We start from the raw sequence: 18,943 nt of genomic DNA, 5'->3' as shown, positions 1-18,943 counted from the left end.
TATAACAGGTCCGTATGTCTCAGGATGGTTATTTGGCCCAGCTCTCGTTCTGCCAGCTGGGATTCTGCTGTATCTGGTAGTCGGCAGCGGACTTCCAGGAGGCGTCCAGCTTGCTCTGCGTGGCGGAGAGGCTGGTGGTGCCGAGCAGATAGCCCTGCATGATCTGGGTATAATCCTGCCCTTGCTGCGGTGAGAGCCCCTGCAAGGAGTAGCCGTTAGACTTTGGCGACTCGCCCCACGCACCTTCCGAAAAGCCGCTGATCACCGACGGTGCCGTGACCCCGCTTACTGAGGGGACGCCGGTGGTGGCGGTAATCCAGCTCTGCGCGTATTTGGGCGCAGTCATAAACTGCAGGAAGCGCACGGCGTACTTCAATTGATCGCCCTTGACGGTCGAGGGGATCATATAGCTGGTGCCGCCAGCGGTGACGCCGAATTGCGCCGGCGCGCCAGTGGAGAGCGGCGTGGTATCACTGGTGATGGTCGGGAAGCCCATACTGCCAACCTTGAACGTGGCCTTGGAGACCTCAGCGGCGCCGAAGTTGACGCCCCAGGCCATGGCGGAGCGCCCGGCCAGGAAATCGTCCAGGTTGACGCCAGCACCCGAGAGGCCCTTGATGCCAGACCAGTTGGGCGTGGCACCCGTGGAGTACATGTCTTTGGCCAGTTTTAACGTCTCGACCACCTCGGGCAGACTGGCGTTGAGCTTGCCGGTCTTGATGGCGCGCACCAGATCTTTGTTGGTCAGCGTCGAGTAGCTGCCAGCTTTGCCAGCGGCGTCATACCAGTTGAAGTCGTTGTAGTATTTGTTCATCATCTGGTTCAGGATCGAGCCGACCGGCCAGGCAATGCCGATCTGCGAGTTGTCCATCGCCATCGGCGTAATGCCGGCCGCCTTGAACTTCTGTAGCGCCGTCTCCCAATCCTTGTAGGTCTTGATAGGGAGATCCACGCCGGCCTTCTTGAACAGGTCCTGGTTAACGAACAGACCAACGCTCACCAGGTTGAGCGGCACCCAGTACAGATGGCCGTCGGCCGCTGATGATGTCGTCTGGTTGTATGCACGTGAGTCAAACCAGTCCATCCAATGAGGCTTCTCCGGCGCGTAGGGATTGGGCTGCTGTAGATAGCTATCCAGCGGCGTCACCTGGTAGGGCTTGTAGCTGGTCTGGTTGAAGATCAGGTCGGGCGCGCTCCCCGAGGCCAGTTGCGTCGCCTCGATCTGCGAGAAATTGGAGAGCGGCAGCACAGTAATCTTGACTTTCACATTGGGATTAAGCTTCTCAAACTGCTGTACAGCAGTATCCCAGGCGGGACCAAAGCTCTTTCCACTACTGTTCCACTGGTTCGGCCCGGCCAGCGTAATCGTGATGGGACCCCCGTTACTCCCCTGCGCCTGCGACCCATTGCCGCAAGCCGTAAGCAGCAACGCCCCCAACAAAAAGAGCAGACCAAGCACATGGGCTGAACGCCAGACAGACATCGTCTTGTTCACAAACATGAGATGAATCCTTTCCCATAAAATAAACAAATCGCCCCCATACGTTCGGACCTCGCGTCCGATTTTCCCCCTCCACGATCGCGTCCCCCTCCGTAGGTTCGGCCCTTGCGGCCGATTTCTCGCCGGCCGATCACGCCTATTTCAACATGTCCCCACCTCCAACGACACCGCCAACACCGGCGATAAAGTAGCGCGAAGCCACAAAGTAGACAACGACCAGCGGCAGACTGGCCAGCACATAGCCGGCGAAGAGAGGTCCCCACAGGGTGACATTCTGCCCCTGCAGAAAGGCCAGTCCGGTGGTAACCGTTCGCAGACTGTCGTCGTTGAGCGTGAGTAGCGGCCAGAAATAATCGTTCCAGACCGTGGTCAGGGTAAGCAGAATAATAGTGCCAATGATCGGCCCCGAGAGCGGCAGCATGACGTAGAAGTAGGCCTGCCATCCCGCCGCCCCGTCGATGTGGGCGGCTTCAAACAGTTCATTGGGCACCTGCTGAAAGAAGGTACGCATTAAGAAGGTGGCAAAAATAGATCCGCTGGCGATATAGGGCAGGATCAGGGCCAGGCGCGTGTTGATCAGCCCCATGTCGCGCACCAGGATAAAGAGTGGTACCAGGCTGGAGATCGATGGCACCATCAACAGGACGGCGATCATGGTGAAGAGAAAGTTGCGGCCCGGAAAGCGGTAGCGGGCAAACACAAAGGCTGCGATCGAACTGAGCACCAGTACCCCAACCATGGAGCTGCAGGCAATGATCAGCGAGTTCATAATGTAGACGCTAATCTGGTTCCAGGCCACCGTGTAGTTCTCCCAGTGGAACGGCAGCGAGGGACTCCAATACGATGTATGAAACTGGCTGTTGTCCTTGAGCGATGTTATGACCATGAAGACAAAGGGGAACAGGGTCAGTATGACCAGTATCATCAAGATACTGCCAATCAGAAGGTCACGACGTCCCTGGCGTGTTGCCATGCTCGACCATCCTTTCATGCTCTCGTCGATATCGATCTTACATACCAGTGCTCACTGCCTCAGGCTGCCGTGACGGCCTGCTTCCTCGTGCGCAACGATACAACGCTAAAGAGTGCGGTGATGATAAAGAGTACCGAGGATAGGGCGGCGGCATAGCCCCAGTTGCCATCGTAGAAGGCCTGGTTGACCATATAGAGCGCCGGCGTCATGGTGGAGTAAGCCGGCCCCCCGTTCGTTAGCAGGGCCATGGGGATGGCGAACTGCACATAGTTGATGATGGCCAGTACAAACAGCAGCCGGAATTGACCCGAAATCAGTGGAATGTCGATCCGCATGATGCGCGTCAGCCAGGATGCACCGTCGATGGAGGCGGCGTCAAATATCTCGCCCGGAATACTCTGCAGACCCGCCAGGAAGAGCAGAAACGGCGTGCTGGCGATCCAGGGAAAACCCAGAAACATCAATGAGTAGAGGGCGATGTTGGGATCTCCCAGCCAGTTGCGCTCCAGCGAGCTCCATCCCAGCGCGTGCAGCATGGTGTTGAGCATGCCGATGTTGGGCTCATACATAAATCCCCACAGATAGAAGACCACCACCATCGGGAAGGCAATCGGGATGATCAGCAGGGTGCGAAAGATGAACTGCCAGCGCTTGCTCGAATGCGCCAGCACCAGTTCGGCCGCGAACAGCGGCACCACCCAGGCCAGTGTGACCCCGAAAATAAAGAACTGGATGATATTGGTAAACGAGTGCACAAACACGCCATCCGACAGCAGCGCCGTGAAGTTCTTCATCCCCACAAATGGCGAGTCGAACCCCGGTCGCCAATCAAAAAAAGCGTGATAGAGGCCGCTCAGCGCCGGATAGTAGCTGAAGAGACCCAGCACCGCGAACAGAGGCAGCAGCGGCACATAAAACTTCCACAACCTGCCAACACGCACCAGCCGCCCAACCCGCCTACCATTGCGCGCCGGACCACCTTCATGCACATCAACCCTTCCAGGGCGAGAAATAGTCTGCATGCAAATGCTCCTTCAACAGAGAACCAAATAAGCGCCATGCCCGGAGCATCACTGCGCCAGACACCATTGTGTTTATTTTATATGCATGTATGGATGAGCCGTCCCCATCCACAGAAGCTCGCCACGTGCACAAAACAATCGATAATTCGATTTAGTAAATCAGTTTACCTACTACACGAAGTATAAGCAACAACCCAGCCATATGTCAATAGCTTTCGAATAATTTCATTTATTTTCCTTCTCATGCGTCATCATTCCCTCCCGCCATTGCGGAGACATATGAGCGCGTCCACACGCGCGTCCGATGCGCGACCGCAAATTTTATGTGTTGGTGCATGGGGCGCGCATGCGCGCCCCATGCACCAACACACAACGGACTCTTCTAATCCCTCCTTATATTGACAAAGAATCAATTCTTTCGTTATAATCTGGTAGAGATAAATCGATTTATTGATTCGGTTTATTTAAGAATCCATAATACAAAAGAAGCAGGGTGCCAACGCCGATGGAAAAGATACACGCGAAAAGACCGACGATCAAGGATGTAGCACTGTTGGCGGGGGTTTCTCGCACGACGGTTTCGCTGGTGCTGAACAACGTGAGTTCCGCCAACATTTCGCCCGAGACGCGCAGCCGCATCCACAACGCCGTCGTTCAGTTAAACTATCAGCCATTGGAGGCAGCACGCAACCTGCGTACCCAGGCATCTCAAACACTCGGCGTGGCTATTCCCGATGCCCACAACCCCCACTATATGCAGATCGTGAGCGGCATCGATACCTATGCACAGAGCCAGGGCTATAGCACATCAATCTTTATCACCAATTTCAGCGAGGAGCGTGAGCGCCTCTGCTTTACCTGGCTGCAACAGAAGCGCAGCGACGCATTGATCCTGCTGTCCGGCACCGGACGCGCGCTGCTCGGCGATGTGCGCTCCCTGCACGAGCGCGGCAACCTGATCACCAACCTGAGCTTCCGCAGCGATACCATGTTCGATGCCGACATCGATAGCGTGGTCCCACAGGCCGACCTCGGCGAGCAGCTGGTGTTGAGCCACCTGGCCGAACTGGGCCATCAGCGCATCGGCTACATCTATGGCGTCGCCAACCACGAACTTCTGCGCGACCGCCTTGACGCCTGCCTGCGCATCCAGCAGCAGCTCGGCCTGCCAGTGCATGAGGAGTGGATCTACCGCTGCGGCCCCACCATCGACGATGGTTATCAGGCCACCCAATCCCTGCTGCAATCGCTGCCAGAAACAGACGACCAGCGCCCTACAGCACTGGTCGTCGTCAATGACCTGCTCGCCATGGGAGTGCTGGCCGCCCTCGCCCATAGCCACATTCGCGTTCCGCAGCAGATGAGCGTGATCAGCTTCGACAATATCCCCCAGGCTCCCTATACCATCCCGGCCCTGACCACCGTCGACTACAACGCCCGCTTAATCGGCGAAGAAGCCGCCCGGCTAACCATTGAGCGCCTGGCCCAGCGCGACCGCCCCCCCATCCTGGCCGAAATCCCTCCCCAGCTCATCACCCGCCACTCCACCGCCCCATATGTTCGAACCTCGCCCCCGATTACGAACCACCCCCTCCCATAGGTTCGGACCTCGCGTCCGATTTCCCCTCTCCACGCACGATCACGCCCCCATACGTTCGGACCTCGCGTCCGATTTCCCTTTCCACCCCCGAAACCCATCACATCAGTTAACGCCCGTTACCGAGAAGTTGCGGTAATTAGCGGCCGTGTCCTCGGTGACGAGACCCGGCTGGCCATCGAGCAGCGAGAATGAGCGTTGCTGCATCTGCGCGCCATCCAGGTAGAAGGTGAAGGTGTTGCCGGCCTTGGTAACCTTGATGGTGTGAAACTGCGTGGGATTAAATCCCGAGGGCAAATTGGCGTTCTGCCAGCCCTGAGCGCTCCCCCCTACAACGGCATAGGTGGCATAGACCCCGTATTGACGATCGAGGAAAGCGACCACGTAGTTGTTGTGGTCCACGTAGGCGGCGTAGATGCCGTACTTGGGATAGGACGAGGTGGTACCGGTCTGCACCCACTGCGCGTCCGCCTGCACCGTGTAGTTCTCATAGTTGGGATTGCCACGGAAGATCTGCTCCCAGCCGGCGCCCAGGCTGCTGCCGTTGGCCGCGCCGGGACCCTGGATGGACCAGTTGCCTGTCTTAAGCCCATCGGTCGTATCCCCCTCCGCGCTATCACCGAAGGAGTCACGCCAACCCTGGCTGTTGTCGGCCACCGAGAAATTGCGATAGTTGGCGGTCCGGTCCTCGGTCACCAGCCCGACCTGCCCTCGCCGAATGTTGAAGGTACGCTGCTGCATCTGCGCGCCATCTAGATAGAAGGTGAAGACGTTGTCGGCCTTGCTGACCTTGATGGTGTGGTATTGCGTGGGATCAAACCCAGACGGGAGGTTGGTGTTCTGCCAGCTCTGGGCGACCCCGCCAACCACGGCATAGGTGGCGAATACGTTGTATTTCGTATCGAGCCAGCCCTGTACGTAGTTGTTGCTATCCTGGTAGACGGCGTACATGCCATATTTGGGATACGCGGAACTGCCGGTGGACACGCCCTGCGCGTCAACCTGCACCGTGTAGTCAAGCAGAGTGGCATCGCCACGAAAGATTTGGTGCCAGCCAGATCCCAGCGAGGTACTGTTCGCGCTCGTCACGCTGTTGTTCGACCACGAACCCACCACCGCGTCTCCGGAGGCCGCTGGACCCCAGCCGAACGCGCCGTTCTCACCCGAGGGCGGCGTCAGCGGAACAGTGGCGTCCATCGGATAGCCGAGCAGCGGCGAGCCATCAGAGTCCCAATACATCTTCTGGGCCTGCACCGTGCGCGTACCGTCGCATCCTCCCGGCGTGGTATGGTACAGGAACCAGGTCTCCGTCCCGTCCTCCGATTGCACCGGCACAAACGAGGCGGGACCCTTGATGCTATCGTGCTGCTCCAGGATAGGGCCGGTCTTGCTCCAGTTGCCCGCGCTGAGATAGCTGGTGCCATCAGTGCTGTTATCCGTCAGCAAGCCGACGGCGTAGTTGGGGGTGCCACAGAAGCTGGCCGAGTAGGTAATGAAGGTCTTGCCACCATGGGTAAAACCGACCGGACCCTCATTGACGCCAAAGCCATGCGTCTCCCACGATTGCGTGGGGGCGGAGATCTGCACGCGATTGCTGCTGATGTGCAGCGGATCGCTCATAGAGGCAATGTAGATATTCTGCACCCCTCCACTCCCCGTGGGCCAGCCCGACCAGACCGCGTAGAGCTTCCCGCTGCCATCCTGGAACACGTCGGGATCGATCGTCCACAGGTTGCTCGACTCCGACAGCTGCCCATGCGGATTCCCGGTGTTGGCCTCGCTATAGCTCCCCAGCGGATCATTGCTGTTGGCCTGCAGCACAAACATGCGATGACTGCTATCCGAGCCGCCATCGGCCGTGTAGTAAATATACCAGGTACTGTTGATGTAGTGCAGCTCAGGCGCCCACACATCACAACAATTCGGCGTCCCCGCTGTAGGCGTCCATACCGTCACCGGCTTCGCCGAGGCCAGACCCGCGATCGTCGCCGAGCGCCAGATCTGAATATTGACCGCCGTCGTCCCCGTATAATAATAGTACCCATTCACATAGATCACATACGGATCAACCGGCCCCGTCAACAACGGATTTGTCAGGCTCACCCCCGCCGCCCGCGCCCGCTGCACCTGCCCCACCCCCATCATTACGGTGCCCATCACTAAAGCTATAAGAAACACAAATATGGATACACACGCGAATCTCTTCATTGACCGTCCTCCTTGATACGACACACACCAATGCTGTCGTTAACCTGACATCATGTCATCATGGCCAAAAGAAAAACGTTGCCTGTCAAGGCTACAACGCTGGCCTCAAATGCCCAGGCTACACATCCATTTTTACCTGCGAGAGAAAAAGAACATGAAATTTACAACGTTGTATCTCAATAAGTATACCATTCATGTTGCAATACGGTCAATGCACCCATTACCACAGAATACAATTCATCCTTTGGCCAAAAGAGAAGGCAACAAAAAACACAAAACGCCCCCAAAAACACGGAACGCTCCTTAAAAAAAGGAACGCCCATGTAGGGTCGACCTTCAACGGTCGACCGGCCCGCGAGCGCGTAGGTGTCGGGCTTGCCCCGACTTGCGGGCCACGTGCCCAGCCGGTTCGGCTTCCCATGGAAAACATCTCGCCCCACGTGGTACCTCCACGCCAACGTACCACACACGATCCCCAAAGTACCGCGTAGGATGGAAAATTCAGGCCACCACTGCTGGCTTGAGCACTTCTTCACACCACTGACGAAAGCTAGTAGGCGTAGTGGACTCAGGGGTACGCAGTTCAGCGGTGGCGAGTCCCTGATCGTAGGCCGCCATCATATCGACCAGGGCCTGCACCATAGCCTCGGACCTCCCATATCTAGTCAGCGTAGCCTTCAAAGCCTCATCGGAGATCTGCTGGTAGCGCACAGGCCTGCCCAGCACCTCGGACATGATCCGCGCCATGTCGTTATAGGAGAGGTCCTCGGGGCCGAGCACCGGGCAACTTGCGACTCCGCTCCAGGTGTGATCGAGCAGCAACCTGGCGGCAACAGTGGCGATGTCGCGCGTGGCGCAGGTTGGCTGCTTGAGATCCCCGGATATCATGTCGAAGAACATGCCCTGGTTTTTGATCGACTCGACCTGACGGAACAGATTATCCATGAAAGGGGGCAGCGCCAGAGCACGATAGCTGACCCCCGTGCTTGCGATCAGGTCATCCATCGCCAGCGATGCAGTAACATTGCCAGCTTTCCCGGATACGGCTGATCCACGGCCGAAGGCCGAGACGCCGACCACCCGCTGGACCCCCTGGGTCTTGAAAGCCTCGCACGCCGGTCGGCTGAAACTCACATACGCGGCCTCGACACTCTCGGCACGGGGGTCCGGGGGGACAAGCCAGAACACGCTGTCTGCGCCCGTGAACGCCTTGGTGACCACAGCGAGATCCCCATGCGATCCCTGCACAACTTCAACGCGCTTACGCTCGCGTGGGGACAGGCGGGAAGGATCACGCACAATCACACGGATCGGTTCGTCGCTATTGAGCAGGTTGTTAAGAACTTGATGGCCAATCAGGCCAGTAGGAGTCGTAATGACAATCATAAAAACCACCTCCAGGAGAGAATAGGCAACAGTGTTGCTTACCCAACACTTTCGTGTATACTACACAGTAGAAATAGTACGTTGTCTCTGGGCTGGAAACAATCAGCAAACAGGCTGGATCGTTGTTTAGACAACACGAGAAGGCAACTGTTGGTTTTCAGAGGAGAGGTGTGATAAGAACCTTACTCAGGTAAGGAGGCAAGATGACCACGCCGGCGAATAAGAACGATCCACGGGTGAAACGGACCCGTCAGTTGTTGCTGCAAGCATTCATTTCGTTACTTGAAGAACGACGCAACATTCACTCTATCTCAGTGCAAGATATCGCAGAACGTGCAACGGTCAATCGGGCTACCTTTTATGCACACTTTGAAGACAAATATGCCCTCTTAGAGATCTGGATGCGCGAAAAGTTTCACCACGCATTGGAGAGTCAGCTTCCCGCCACTTCCACCTTGCAGAGGAGCACCTTGCGCCTGCTTATTTTCGCCGTGTTCGATTTTCTTGCCCTCTGGCATTATCATCTCAAGCCAGCCGATAGGCAGTTTGTGCCGTTCTTCGAGGTCGCGTTGCAGCAAGAGCTCCAGGAGGTCCTCCTGAGCTGGCTAAACCAGGTTCCGTCGTCGGTGCCCGTCTGTCAGGAAGAAGTAGAAACCACGGCGCAGGTCATCAGTTGGGCCATCTTCGGACCGGCGATACAGTGGAGCCGGGGAGACCGGGCAATCACAAGAGACACCATGGCCCACTACGTTTTGGCCATCGTTATTGCTGGCCTGTCGCCTGTTACCACCGTTACACTTTGACTATTTTTGCCCATAGCGGAGAAAAATGAATATGAACACTCATTTAAACAATCCACTTATACACATTTATATAAGCAATCCACTGGCAGCAGCGGCGTTAGTCGTCGTTGTGCTTCTCGTTTTGATACTTGCGCTCAGGCATCTTAGAACGAGCCCTCGGCGCACACGCAGACATCGCTCGCCGCGCGGCTACGCTCCCAGGCGCAAACGTCCTCCAACCGGCAAGAAAAAGCAAAGCACTCCCAGAGGAAATGGACGCGTCCCATCCTGGCAAAAGGACGCTGGTGCCAGGGTCGCTAATAAATATGGCAGAGCCCGCAGCCCCGAATGGCCCCAGGTCGCGCATGAGCATCTCAGCCGCGAACCTGCCTGCGTGGTCTGTGGCCACCGGGGAAAAGGACTGCAGGTTCACCACATTAAACCATTCCATCTCTATCCTGAGCTCGAACTTGATCCGCGCAACCTGGTCACCCTCTGCGAAACCAGGGGCCGCACCCACCACCTGCTCATCGGCCACCTCGACGACTGGGAATCGTACAACCTGCATGTACGAGCGGACGCCAAGCGTTACGCCAACCAGAATGCCGCCACGATCAAATCCAATCCCACCTGGCAAAGAGAGGTCGATCAACGCCCCATGCCTTAACGTGCCCCATCAACCTCATTTATAGCGGTTGACTTTATCGTCTCTATAGCCGCTATAATCTGATACAGAGAATAAGAGAAAAACCTTTATCGCATTTTTGATGCTCTTATAGGTGAAAGTGAGGAGCTACATGCAAATACCAACGCTTCAAGGGATCATTGATCGCCGCCTCCTTATCAATTACCGCGTCGATCCAGCATATCTACAGAAGCTGCTGCCCGCCCCGTTTCGACCTAAACGCCTCCATGGCATGGGGATAGCGGGTATCTGTCTCATTCGCCTTAAACAACTCCGTCCACGTGGGCTGCCAGCCCAGGTTGGTTTGGCATCAGAGAATGCAGCACACCGCATCGCCGTCGAGTGGGAAGAAGACGGGAATTATCGGGAAGGTGTCTATATCCCTAGAAGAGATACGGCATCCCAGGTCGTTACCTTGATTGGTGGCAGACTGTTCCCTGGTCTCCATTATCATGCGACATTTCAAGTGAAGGAAGATGATGAGAATTTCTCCGTTCGTATGCTGAGCGACGATGGGGAAACCAGGGTAGCTGTCCAGGCTCAGAGCGCGTCACGCTTGCCTGACAACTCTATTTTCGCCTCCCTGGAGGAGGCTTCTGCGTTTTTCGAGCATGGTCTGCATGGCTATTCGGTCACCAACAAGCCGGGAACCCTCGATAACCTGGCATTACACTGCAAGTATTGGGAGGTTGAACCTCTGCAGGTGATAGAAGCCCAATCCAGTTTCTTTGACGATCCGACACGCTTCCCAGAAGGTACAGCCGAGCTCGATTGCGCCCTCTTGATGCGGGCAATCCCCCATGAGTGGCATGTAGGAAAACCTTTCTCAACAGAGAAAGAAAGCCCAATTCAAAACACCTCAGCTCTGATATAGACATGCATACGACAACCAGCAAAAAAAACATAGCGGGCGCCCTTTGGAGCCAATACATTCAATATAACGGCATTATAATGGCATTGGGAACGAAGATCGTAGGTTCGGCCCTTGCGACCGATTGCTGCGAAGCGGCCCCGTGCCCGGACGCGCACGTTCCACCAGCGATACCATCTCCCCCTTCAAAGGGGCGCCAGCGTGTTATGCTGAATGTATTACCCTGAGGGGCGCCTTTATCCATCGATGCTTATGACTGCGCATTGTTCACATACGCATCTACCCGTTCCCTCGTCCACGCGCCGTTGACCATCACGACGCGATAGCTGAGATCCAAGAGGCTGCCCGCTGCCAGCGTGTAGTATTCGTCGAACATGAAGGCGCAGCTGATGCCAGGATAGAAGTTGTTGCGCACAAACCATTGGTTGGGATAACGCGGATTCTGCGGCTGATCAATGAAGATGATGGTCGATTGCTCGCAGCTCGTATCGTGCCAGCCGGTGAAGGCCAACCACGGCGCCCGCTTGCCCATGCAGTCGGGACCCTCCAGTCCATCGGGACCAAAAATCCTCCCGTCCAAAAATGAGCGGGGACCACGCCAGAACAGGCCGCCGTAGCCTGCGTTCTCCCGGCCTTCGGTCGTTGGTGAGCCGAACTTTAGATCCTGACCCGAGATGTTGAGCAGCCGCGACGAGAAATCAAGACTCCAATAGCCCTCTTCGACATTGATCTCGTTGACCACCAGATGCCGCTCCTCCTCGATCCAGTCCGCCCCTGCCTGCGTCGTCCACTGCAGCTGCTCGACACAGCTGACGCAGTCCCGGCTGGCCAGCTCTTGCCACGCCCGGTGCTGCATGCGCCCATTATTATCAAGTGGCTGATAGCCCTTGTCGCGCACATACGTACGTCCACCCCAGAAGTTCTCCCCCGAGAGGTGGGCGCTGGTCAGCGAAAGCCCGACGTGCCACCGGTGATCATAGGGGCGTACAATACATAGCTCGTTGCCAGCCAGCGTCCTCAACGAATGAAAATAGGGTCTGGGCGACTCGAATGTCGGAAACGAAGGCTCATAGACATACGTAAATAAAGAGCGCCCCTCATACTGCAATTCAACATTATCATGCAGCGTATGCACCAGCTTTGTCTTCATAGCATCCTATCCTTCCTTTTCGGCCTTTCACATCAATTCGAGAAGATAACGTTTTCTATTGTACCTCATACCGATCAGCCATCCAACAACATCAACATGGTTTTATATATTGCCGCATGCCCTCCATGCCTTCAACATGGTTTTATATATATTGGTGCACGCGAGGCTCAATGCGCTTCGCGTGCACCAATATATATAAATATGTGGCCGCGTAGCGGCTGCCCGTGCGAGGGCGCTCACCTCCCTGGAGCATCAGCAATCAAATCCATCGGAGTGTAGCCCTGGCGCGCGCGTCATCGTGTTAAAGAGTGATATACTCACAAGGGTCACTTATGAAGAAACAATCAATGAGACCAGGAACTTTGTTATAGAGGAGATGAACAGATGTCAGCTACATTGACACAACTACCCTCATGGAGGGCCTTAGAAGCACATTTTCAAAAGGTTCGCGACCTTCACCTGCGCTCACTCTTCGCCGACGATCCTCAGCGCGGCGAGCGCTTTTCGGCCGAGGCGGAAAATATCTATTTTGATTACTCAAAGAATCGTGTTACCGATGAGACGATCCAACTGCTGTTGAAGCTGGCCGACGAGGTCGGACTGCGCAAGCGCATCGACGCTATGTTTAGCGGCGAGAAGATCAATGTTACGGAGCAGCGCGCCGTGCTGCACGTGGCCTTGCGCGCCCCCAAGGGCTCGTCGATCCTCGTCGACGGCCAGAACGTGGTCCCCGAGGTGCACCAGGTGCTGGAGAAGATGTCTAACTTCTCGAACCGCGTGCGCAGCGGCGAGTGGAAGGGCTTCACCGGCAAGCGCATCCGCAACATTATTAACATCGGCATCGGCGGCTCCGACCTGGGTCCCCATATGGCCTACGACGCCCTGCGCCACTACAGTGATCGCAATCTGACCTGCCGCTTCGTCTCCAATGTGGACGGCACGGACTTCGCCGAGGCGGTGCACGACCTGGATCCCGAGGAGACGCTGTTCATCGTGTCTTCCAAGACCTTTACCACCCTTGAGACCCTGACCAACGCGCGCAGCGCCCGCGATTGGACGCTGGCGAAGCTACACGATGAGAAGGCCATCGCCAAACACTTCGTGGCCGTCTCGACCAATGAGAAAGAGGTGGCGAAGTTCGGTATCGATACCGAGAATATGTTCGGCTTCTGGGACTGGGTTGGCGGTCGTTACTCCTACGATTCGGCCATCGGTCTCTCGCTGATGATCGCCATCGGGCCCGAGAATTTCTATGATATGCTGGCCGGCTTCCATGCCATGGACGAGCACTTCCGCACCACTCCGTTCGAGAAGAACCTTCCGGTCCTGCTGGGGCTGATCGGCATCTGGTATAACAACTTCTTCGGCGCCGAGACGGTGGCGATCCTACCATACGATCAGTACCTTGAGCGCTTCAGCGCCTACCTGCAGCAGCTGGACATGGAGAGCGACGGCAAGCATGTCGATCTTGAGGGAAAGACCGTCAACTACCAGACCGGTCCGATCATCTGGGGCCAACCCGGTACCAACGGCCAGCACGCCTTCTACCAGCTGATCCACCAGGGCACCAAGCTGATCCCCTGCGACTTTATCGGCTTCTGCCAGACGCTCAACCCGGTGAAGCCCCACCACGATCTGCTGATGGCCAATTTCTTCGCCCAGACCGAGGCGTTGGCCTTCGGCAAGACCGCCGAGGAAGTGAAGGCCGACGGAGTGGCCGACTTCCAGGTTCCACACCGCACCTTCGAGGGCAACCATCCCACTAACACCATCCTGGCCGATCGCCTCACCCCGTCAATGCTGGGCAAGCTGGTCGCCCTCTACGAGCACAAGGTCTTCGTCCAGGGCACCGTCTGGAACATCAACTCGTTCGACCAGTGGGGCGTCGAGCTCGGCAAGGTACTGGCCAACCGCATCATCCCCGAGCTGGAGAGCGAGCAGCAACCAGATCTCAAACACGATAGTTCCACCAATACCCTCATCAGCCGCTACCGCAACCTGCGCAAAGCCGAATAGCCTTGCGGCAGGCCGGCAGGGGACGCCGTCGGCCCCTGCCTCTTTTCATTCAGTCGAAGCGGGTCATATGCAACACACATGACCCGCTTCGGCAGCTTGCCTGCATGGACACTGCTCATTTTGCCTGGAAGAATTCCAACCGCTCCCCATCGGGGCCGTAGAAAAAGGCGATCTTAATACCACCCAGTATCGTTTGTGGTGATTCATCGATCAGAGGAACGCCAAGGGTGCGCAGCCGCTCCAACTCCGCTTCGATATCGCTCACAGTGAAAGCGAAGTGATCTACCTTACCCAGAGCCGGAACATCATCATTGCCGTTACCAATTAACTCTATCTGCATAGTATCGCTACCAGGATAGTTGAGGAACACAAGCTCCAGCCCATCATCCAACCTCTCCCGGCCAACCAGGTGCATGCCCAGAACCTCCGTATAGAAGCGGATCGATGCACCCATGTCTTTAACCCTTAAACCGATATGCTCTAATTTATGTATCATGAACAGCTCCTTCTTCCCTCCAGGGGTAAAATAAATCATACTGCTGATGCTTAAAATACGTATTTTTGTAATGCATACAAGTATATAATAAATAAGACCACGTAGGTGCCGGGCTTGCCCCGACTTTGTCGCGAAGCGACCGGTTCCCGGGCGCACGTTCCACCAAAGGTAATATCAACAGAAGGGAACAAAGAATAGATGGAGATTCGCGCAGCCACACATGAGGATGCGACGTTGATCGCGTCAATCTATAATCAGGGGATCGATGATCGCTCGGCGACGCTGGAGACACAGTTGCGCACACCCGAAGAGCGCGCCGCGTGGTTGGCGGCTCGTGGCCCGCGCCACCCCGTCCTCGTCGCCGTGGACACAGAGGACACGGTCGTTGGCTGGGGCTCACTCAACCCCTTCAATCCGCGCCCCGCCTACGACTACGTGGCGGACTTCTCCATCTACGTCGATCGCCGGCAGCGCGGCCGGGGCATCGGTGATGCTCTGCTGAGCGCGCTTGAGATGCGGGCCGCATCCATCGGCTACCATAAATTGGTCCTGGCCGCCTTCCCGCATAACAAAGCGGGCTTAAGGCTATATGAAAACCATGGCTTTCAGCGCGTTGGCGTTTACCATGAGCAGGGACGGCTCGATGATCGCTGGGTCGACGTCATCATCATGGAGAAGATCCTGCCTTGATCAATAAGCGGGCTAATCAACGCTGAGGCCTTTTCTGGTCGAGGATTTGATGTCTCGAATCCCTTTGATGGCACGTAATTGGTCGATGGCCTGCATCATCGTGTGCGCGTCCTTGACATGGCAATCGATATCCAGTTTGTGCTGCGTGCCCTGCTCGCTCTTCTGGCTATAGACGTCGACACGCACGATCTCTATCTGTAGAGCACTCAGAGTATCATAGATCTTCCCGAGCAGGGCGCCTTCGTCGGCATCCATGAAGAGGATATACAATTCCTGCAGGTGCTGGCTCTTGAATGGCAGAAACCTGTCTTCCACGTAACGCATGCCGATCAGGATAAATAAGACCAGCAGGGTGGTGATGGTGGCCTCGATCAGGAATCCGACGCCGCAGGCCATGGCGATGGCGGCCACTACCCAGACCGAGGCGGCCGAGGTCAGTCCCTTGACTTTCTGCAGGTCCTGCCGGAAGTAGATCGCTCCTCCTCCCAGGAAGCCGATGCCCGCTACGATATAGGAGGCGACACGCGAGGGGTCGAGCTGGATGTGTGATAGATTCAGCAGATCGTGGAAGCCATAGGCGGAGATGATGGTGAACAGCGTTGTTCCGAGCGCCACCAGGGCACTGGTGCGCACACCGGCGTGATGCTCGCTATACTCTCGCTCCCAACCAATAATCCCCCCCAGCAGCATCGATACAACGAGACGCAATAACATTTCGGGCAAACTAATCATGATCTGTCGGCGCTCCCCTCACTCCCTTGTGCCGGGCTTGTATGAAACTATTCTTCCTTTTCAGACGAGATACCTTATTATATTCCATTCCGTGACCCACCCAACAGTACTTGCTTTCTATAGTAACCCGAAACCACTATGCCAGACGTGCTACTAGTGGGAGGGTCTTTTTTGCGCTTCCCGGCCAGACGTTTTGAAACAGAGTTGTTCTATTTAGTGGCAGCGATGATGGGCGCCCAGCGATTGGTCGGTCACGCTGCTCTGGAAAGGCGTTGTTGTATGGACTATCGTATACTGGGTTCCAGTCAGATACGTGTGCCCACAATTGGTATGGGCACCTGGCGTACCTTTGATACACGAGGCGAGCAGCCAACCATGAAGAATGCTCGTATGCTGGTCGATACGGCCCTCTCGCGAGAGGTGTCGTTCTTTGATTCGTCACCCATGTATGGATCGGCCGAGCAGGCGCTCGGCGATGCCCTGCACGGACGGCGCGAGCAGGCTCTCATCGCCACCAAAGTGTGGGCACGCACACGCGAGGAGGGGCAAACCCAGGTGAAGCGAGCATTGAACTTTTTCGATGGATTCGTCGATGTCTATCAAATTCACAATCTGGAGAACTGGCTGGAACATCTGGCCCTGCTGGAGGGTTTGCGAGAGCAGAAACGCATCGGGGCGATCGGGGCGACCCACTATAGTCCCTCCGCTTTTAAAGAACTGCGCAAAATCATGAAGACCGGTCGCATCTCGGTCATCCAGGTCCCCTATAACCCGCTGCAGCGTGACGTGGAAAAAGATATCCTGCCACTGGCCGCCGACCTGGGGCTGGGTGTGATCGTGATGCGCCCCTTTGGCGAAGGAAGCCTGATGCGTCAGCCACCCTCGGCCCAGGCACTGGCACCGCTGGCCCCCTTCGGCGTCAAAACCTGGGGACAGGCCCTGCTCAAGTGGATCCTCAGCGATGAGCGCTGCCACGTAGCCATCCCGGCCACCACAAAGACCCAACGCGTCATTGAGAACGCGGCCGCTGGTAGTCCCCCCTGGTTCGGGCCCGCCGAACGCGACCTCGTGGCCCGCCTGGCCATCTCCTGATATCACCTATAGAGATAGGTGTACGCGAGAAGGTATGTTATCTCGCGTACACCTATCCCTAGCGCTTTTTTTACGCTCTCTTTTCATTCATCCAGAGGAATCCCTACGAAGGATGAGCCATTCCTCCTGTACCATGGCATAGAGGTACTCATCCCCCCACTTGCCTTTAAACCACACATTCTGGTGAAAATGTCCTTCCCGGCGCAGGCCAAGACGCTCAAGCAATGCGATAGAGGCGGCATTCTCACAGTCGGTAATCGCGATCACCCGGTGCAAACCCAGCGTCACGAAGGCATACTCCAGCACACACCGGACGGCCTCCGAGGCGATACCCTGTCCCTGGTAGGCACGGGCAAGCGTATAGCCGATTTCGGCCTGGCGCTCATCATGCTCCTCAATCTTCAATGCGCAATCGCCCACTAGCACGCCCGTCTCCTTGAGTTCGACAGCGATTTGAAACCATTGTCCCGGCGCACCCGGCTGGGCCTTCATTTGCTCTTGCACAAAGGTACGCGCCTCGGACTCGCTGATCCCCTCCCAGCTCTGATATCTGGCGACTTCGGGATCGTTACGATAGGCCATGAAGGGCGCGAGATCAGCATCCATAAAGTGTCGCAGACGCAATCTGCCGGTCTCAATGGTGGTAAAAGCGGTGATAGACATTGGCACCCCTCCCATGTGCGGTTGAAGATTTCTTCAGGTCTGCGGATGCGAGGTGAGATGCCCAGGAGCATCTCACCTCGCTGCCATTCACATCAGGCGTTGAGTTTGGGGAAGACTTCCTCGGCCAGCAGGCGCAGCGAGGTGGTATCGGGGAAGCTCTCGGGCTTCAACATAAAGTAGTCAACGCCGAGATCGATAAATGGCTTCATCTGCTCGATGATCTGCGTCGGCGTGCCAACAAAAGGATTGGGCGAGCGCGCCAGCGAGGTATCGATGTCAGCCTCGGCGGTCCCTTCGGGGACGCAATAGCAGCCGCCGAACCAGGTGCGACGCAGGGTGGACGGATCACGTCCGACGGCCGCGCAGGCCTCTTCGCTCATCTTGACCTGCTCCCGATAGCGCTCAATACCGACCTGCGAGACGTTCCACCAGTCGGCATGGCGGGCAGTGAGCCGTAGCATGCGCGGCTGCGCGCCACCCACCATAATCGGTGGGACCGGATCTGGCTTCGGCTCACAAAAAGCCTCGGACACCTGGTAGTGCTTACCCTTAAAAGTGGCCTGTGGCTGCGTCCACAGCGCCTTGACGATCTTCAAGGTCTCATCGAGCTCCTCAACACGAGTACCCGCTCCGGGGAAGTCATAGCCATAGGCGTTATACTCCTCCTCGTGCCAGCCCGCGCCGATGCCGAGCACGAAACGTCCCCCGCTCATAAACTGCGCGGTCGCCGCCATCTTGGCCAGCAGGGCCGGATTGCGGAACGACTGACACAGCACCACGTGCCCAAAATCAAACGATGGATAGAGCGCCGCCATATATGCCAGGGCCGTCCAGCCTTCCAGCAACGGACTCCCCTTAAACTGCACATGATCAATAAACCAGATCGAGTCAAATGTCCCATCGACCACGTCCAGGTTCTTCTTGAGTTGCTCCATGAACGCTTCACGGGCCATTCCGTCACGAGGACCATTGGGCAATGCCAGCCCAAACTGAATACGTGCCATCATACTCCCTTTATTTTATGTAAAGACGCCTTTCTCCCCACAGTATCGCACATCACAGCCTCCGCCGTCCCACAC

Annotated in this window: 17 protein-coding genes; 7 read left to right on the top strand and 10 right to left on the bottom strand. The window is 56.6% G+C overall.

The annotated features are described in order from the left end of the window. Positions 1 to 28 precede the first annotated feature (28 nt). The 3 genes from AABA21_RS38255 to AABA21_RS38245 all read right to left on the bottom strand — a co-directional run bounded on the left by AABA21_RS38255 (position 29) and on the right by AABA21_RS38245 (position 3,496). Positions 29 to 1,501 carry an ABC transporter substrate-binding protein gene (locus tag AABA21_RS38255; RefSeq protein WP_338258301.1) on the bottom strand — a complete coding sequence of 491 codons (1,473 nt, stop codon included), beginning with the start codon at positions 1,499 to 1,501 and terminating at the stop codon, positions 29 to 31. A gap of 136 nt (positions 1,502 to 1,637) precedes the next feature. Then, positions 1,638 to 2,474, bottom strand: a complete 837-nt coding sequence (locus tag AABA21_RS38250) for a carbohydrate ABC transporter permease (protein WP_338258298.1) — start codon at positions 2,472 to 2,474, stop codon at positions 1,638 to 1,640. 59 nt (positions 2,475 to 2,533) lie between these two features. Next, a complete protein-coding gene (locus AABA21_RS38245) occupies positions 2,534 to 3,496 on the bottom strand; it encodes a carbohydrate ABC transporter permease (RefSeq protein WP_338258296.1) in 963 nt (320 codons plus the stop codon). Between the two features lie 505 nt (positions 3,497 to 4,001). Between AABA21_RS38245 and AABA21_RS38240 the strand changes: the two genes are divergently transcribed. Continuing rightward, the gene (locus AABA21_RS38240; protein ID WP_338258295.1) at positions 4,002 to 5,096 is read left to right on the top strand and encodes a LacI family DNA-binding transcriptional regulator; all 1,095 of its coding nucleotides are present in this window, start codon (positions 4,002 to 4,004) and stop codon (positions 5,094 to 5,096) included. 102 nt (positions 5,097 to 5,198) lie between these two features. Here the strand turns inward: AABA21_RS38240 and AABA21_RS38235 are convergent, their stop codons facing one another. Together AABA21_RS38235 and AABA21_RS38230 are read right to left on the bottom strand one after the other, a co-directional pair. Further along, positions 5,199 to 7,301: a glycoside hydrolase family 43 protein gene (locus AABA21_RS38235; RefSeq protein WP_338258294.1), complete on the bottom strand. Its 2,103-nt coding sequence runs from the start codon at positions 7,299 to 7,301 to the stop codon at positions 5,199 to 5,201. A gap of 501 nt (positions 7,302 to 7,802) precedes the next feature. Next, a complete protein-coding gene (locus AABA21_RS38230; RefSeq protein WP_338258293.1) occupies positions 7,803 to 8,687 on the bottom strand; it encodes an NmrA family NAD(P)-binding protein in 885 nt (294 codons plus the stop codon). Between the two features lie 203 nt (positions 8,688 to 8,890). Here AABA21_RS38230 and AABA21_RS38225 point away from each other — a divergent pair, with 203 nt between their 5' ends. The 3 genes from AABA21_RS38225 (at position 8,891) to AABA21_RS38215 (ending at position 11,028) form a co-directional block, all read left to right on the top strand. Continuing rightward, positions 8,891 to 9,490 carry a TetR/AcrR family transcriptional regulator gene (locus tag AABA21_RS38225; protein ID WP_338258292.1) on the top strand — a complete coding sequence of 200 codons (600 nt, stop codon included), beginning with the start codon at positions 8,891 to 8,893 and terminating at the stop codon, positions 9,488 to 9,490. Positions 9,491 to 9,521: 31 nt separating this feature from the next. Continuing rightward, positions 9,522 to 10,136, top strand: coding sequence for an HNH endonuclease (locus AABA21_RS38220; RefSeq protein ID WP_338258291.1), 615 nt, complete (start codon positions 9,522 to 9,524; stop codon positions 10,134 to 10,136). Between the two features lie 130 nt (positions 10,137 to 10,266). Beyond that, positions 10,267 to 11,028, top strand: a complete 762-nt coding sequence (locus AABA21_RS38215; RefSeq protein WP_338258290.1) for a DUF2071 domain-containing protein — start codon at positions 10,267 to 10,269, stop codon at positions 11,026 to 11,028. A gap of 247 nt (positions 11,029 to 11,275) precedes the next feature. Here AABA21_RS38215 and AABA21_RS38210 read toward each other — a convergent pair whose 3' ends face one another. Next, positions 11,276 to 12,175 (bottom strand): DUF6807 domain-containing protein, encoded by a 900-nt coding sequence (locus AABA21_RS38210; RefSeq protein ID WP_338258288.1) that lies wholly within the window; start codon positions 12,173 to 12,175, stop codon positions 11,276 to 11,278. Between the two features lie 384 nt (positions 12,176 to 12,559). Between AABA21_RS38210 and pgi the strand changes: the two genes are divergently transcribed. Next, entirely contained in the window at positions 12,560 to 14,191 is a 1,632-nt protein-coding gene (gene pgi / locus AABA21_RS38205; RefSeq protein ID WP_338258286.1) for a glucose-6-phosphate isomerase, read from the top strand. 115 nt (positions 14,192 to 14,306) lie between these two features. Here pgi and AABA21_RS38200 read toward each other — a convergent pair whose 3' ends face one another. Further along, on the bottom strand, positions 14,307 to 14,687 hold the full coding sequence (locus tag AABA21_RS38200; RefSeq protein WP_338258284.1) for a VOC family protein: 381 nt from the start codon (positions 14,685 to 14,687) through the stop codon (positions 14,307 to 14,309). Between the two features lie 198 nt (positions 14,688 to 14,885). Between AABA21_RS38200 and AABA21_RS38195 the strand changes: the two genes are divergently transcribed. After that, positions 14,886 to 15,377, top strand: a complete 492-nt coding sequence (locus AABA21_RS38195) for an arsinothricin resistance N-acetyltransferase ArsN1 family A (protein WP_338258282.1) — start codon at positions 14,886 to 14,888, stop codon at positions 15,375 to 15,377. Between the two features lie 12 nt (positions 15,378 to 15,389). Here AABA21_RS38195 and AABA21_RS38190 read toward each other — a convergent pair whose 3' ends face one another. Further along, positions 15,390 to 16,109: an MgtC/SapB family protein gene (locus AABA21_RS38190; RefSeq protein WP_338258281.1), complete on the bottom strand. Its 720-nt coding sequence runs from the start codon at positions 16,107 to 16,109 to the stop codon at positions 15,390 to 15,392. Positions 16,110 to 16,388: 279 nt separating this feature from the next. Between AABA21_RS38190 and AABA21_RS38185 the strand changes: the two genes are divergently transcribed. Then, the gene (locus tag AABA21_RS38185) at positions 16,389 to 17,201 is read left to right on the top strand and encodes an aldo/keto reductase (RefSeq protein WP_338258280.1); all 813 of its coding nucleotides are present in this window, start codon (positions 16,389 to 16,391) and stop codon (positions 17,199 to 17,201) included. An 87-nt stretch (positions 17,202 to 17,288) separates the two neighbouring features. On the opposite strand, the gene AABA21_RS38180 is transcribed toward AABA21_RS38185, so the two are convergent. Together AABA21_RS38180 and AABA21_RS38175 are read right to left on the bottom strand one after the other, a co-directional pair. After that, positions 17,289 to 17,864: a GNAT family N-acetyltransferase gene (locus AABA21_RS38180; protein WP_338258279.1), complete on the bottom strand. Its 576-nt coding sequence runs from the start codon at positions 17,862 to 17,864 to the stop codon at positions 17,289 to 17,291. Positions 17,865 to 17,956: 92 nt separating this feature from the next. Next, positions 17,957 to 18,871, bottom strand: a complete 915-nt coding sequence (locus AABA21_RS38175) for an LLM class flavin-dependent oxidoreductase (protein WP_338258277.1) — start codon at positions 18,869 to 18,871, stop codon at positions 17,957 to 17,959. Between the last annotated feature and the right edge of the window lie 72 nt (positions 18,872 to 18,943).

Source organism: Dictyobacter halimunensis (genome assembly GCF_036245075.1).
The sequence above is the reverse complement of the archived record's forward strand: the minus strand, read 5'-3'. Positions and strand labels throughout refer to the sequence as shown.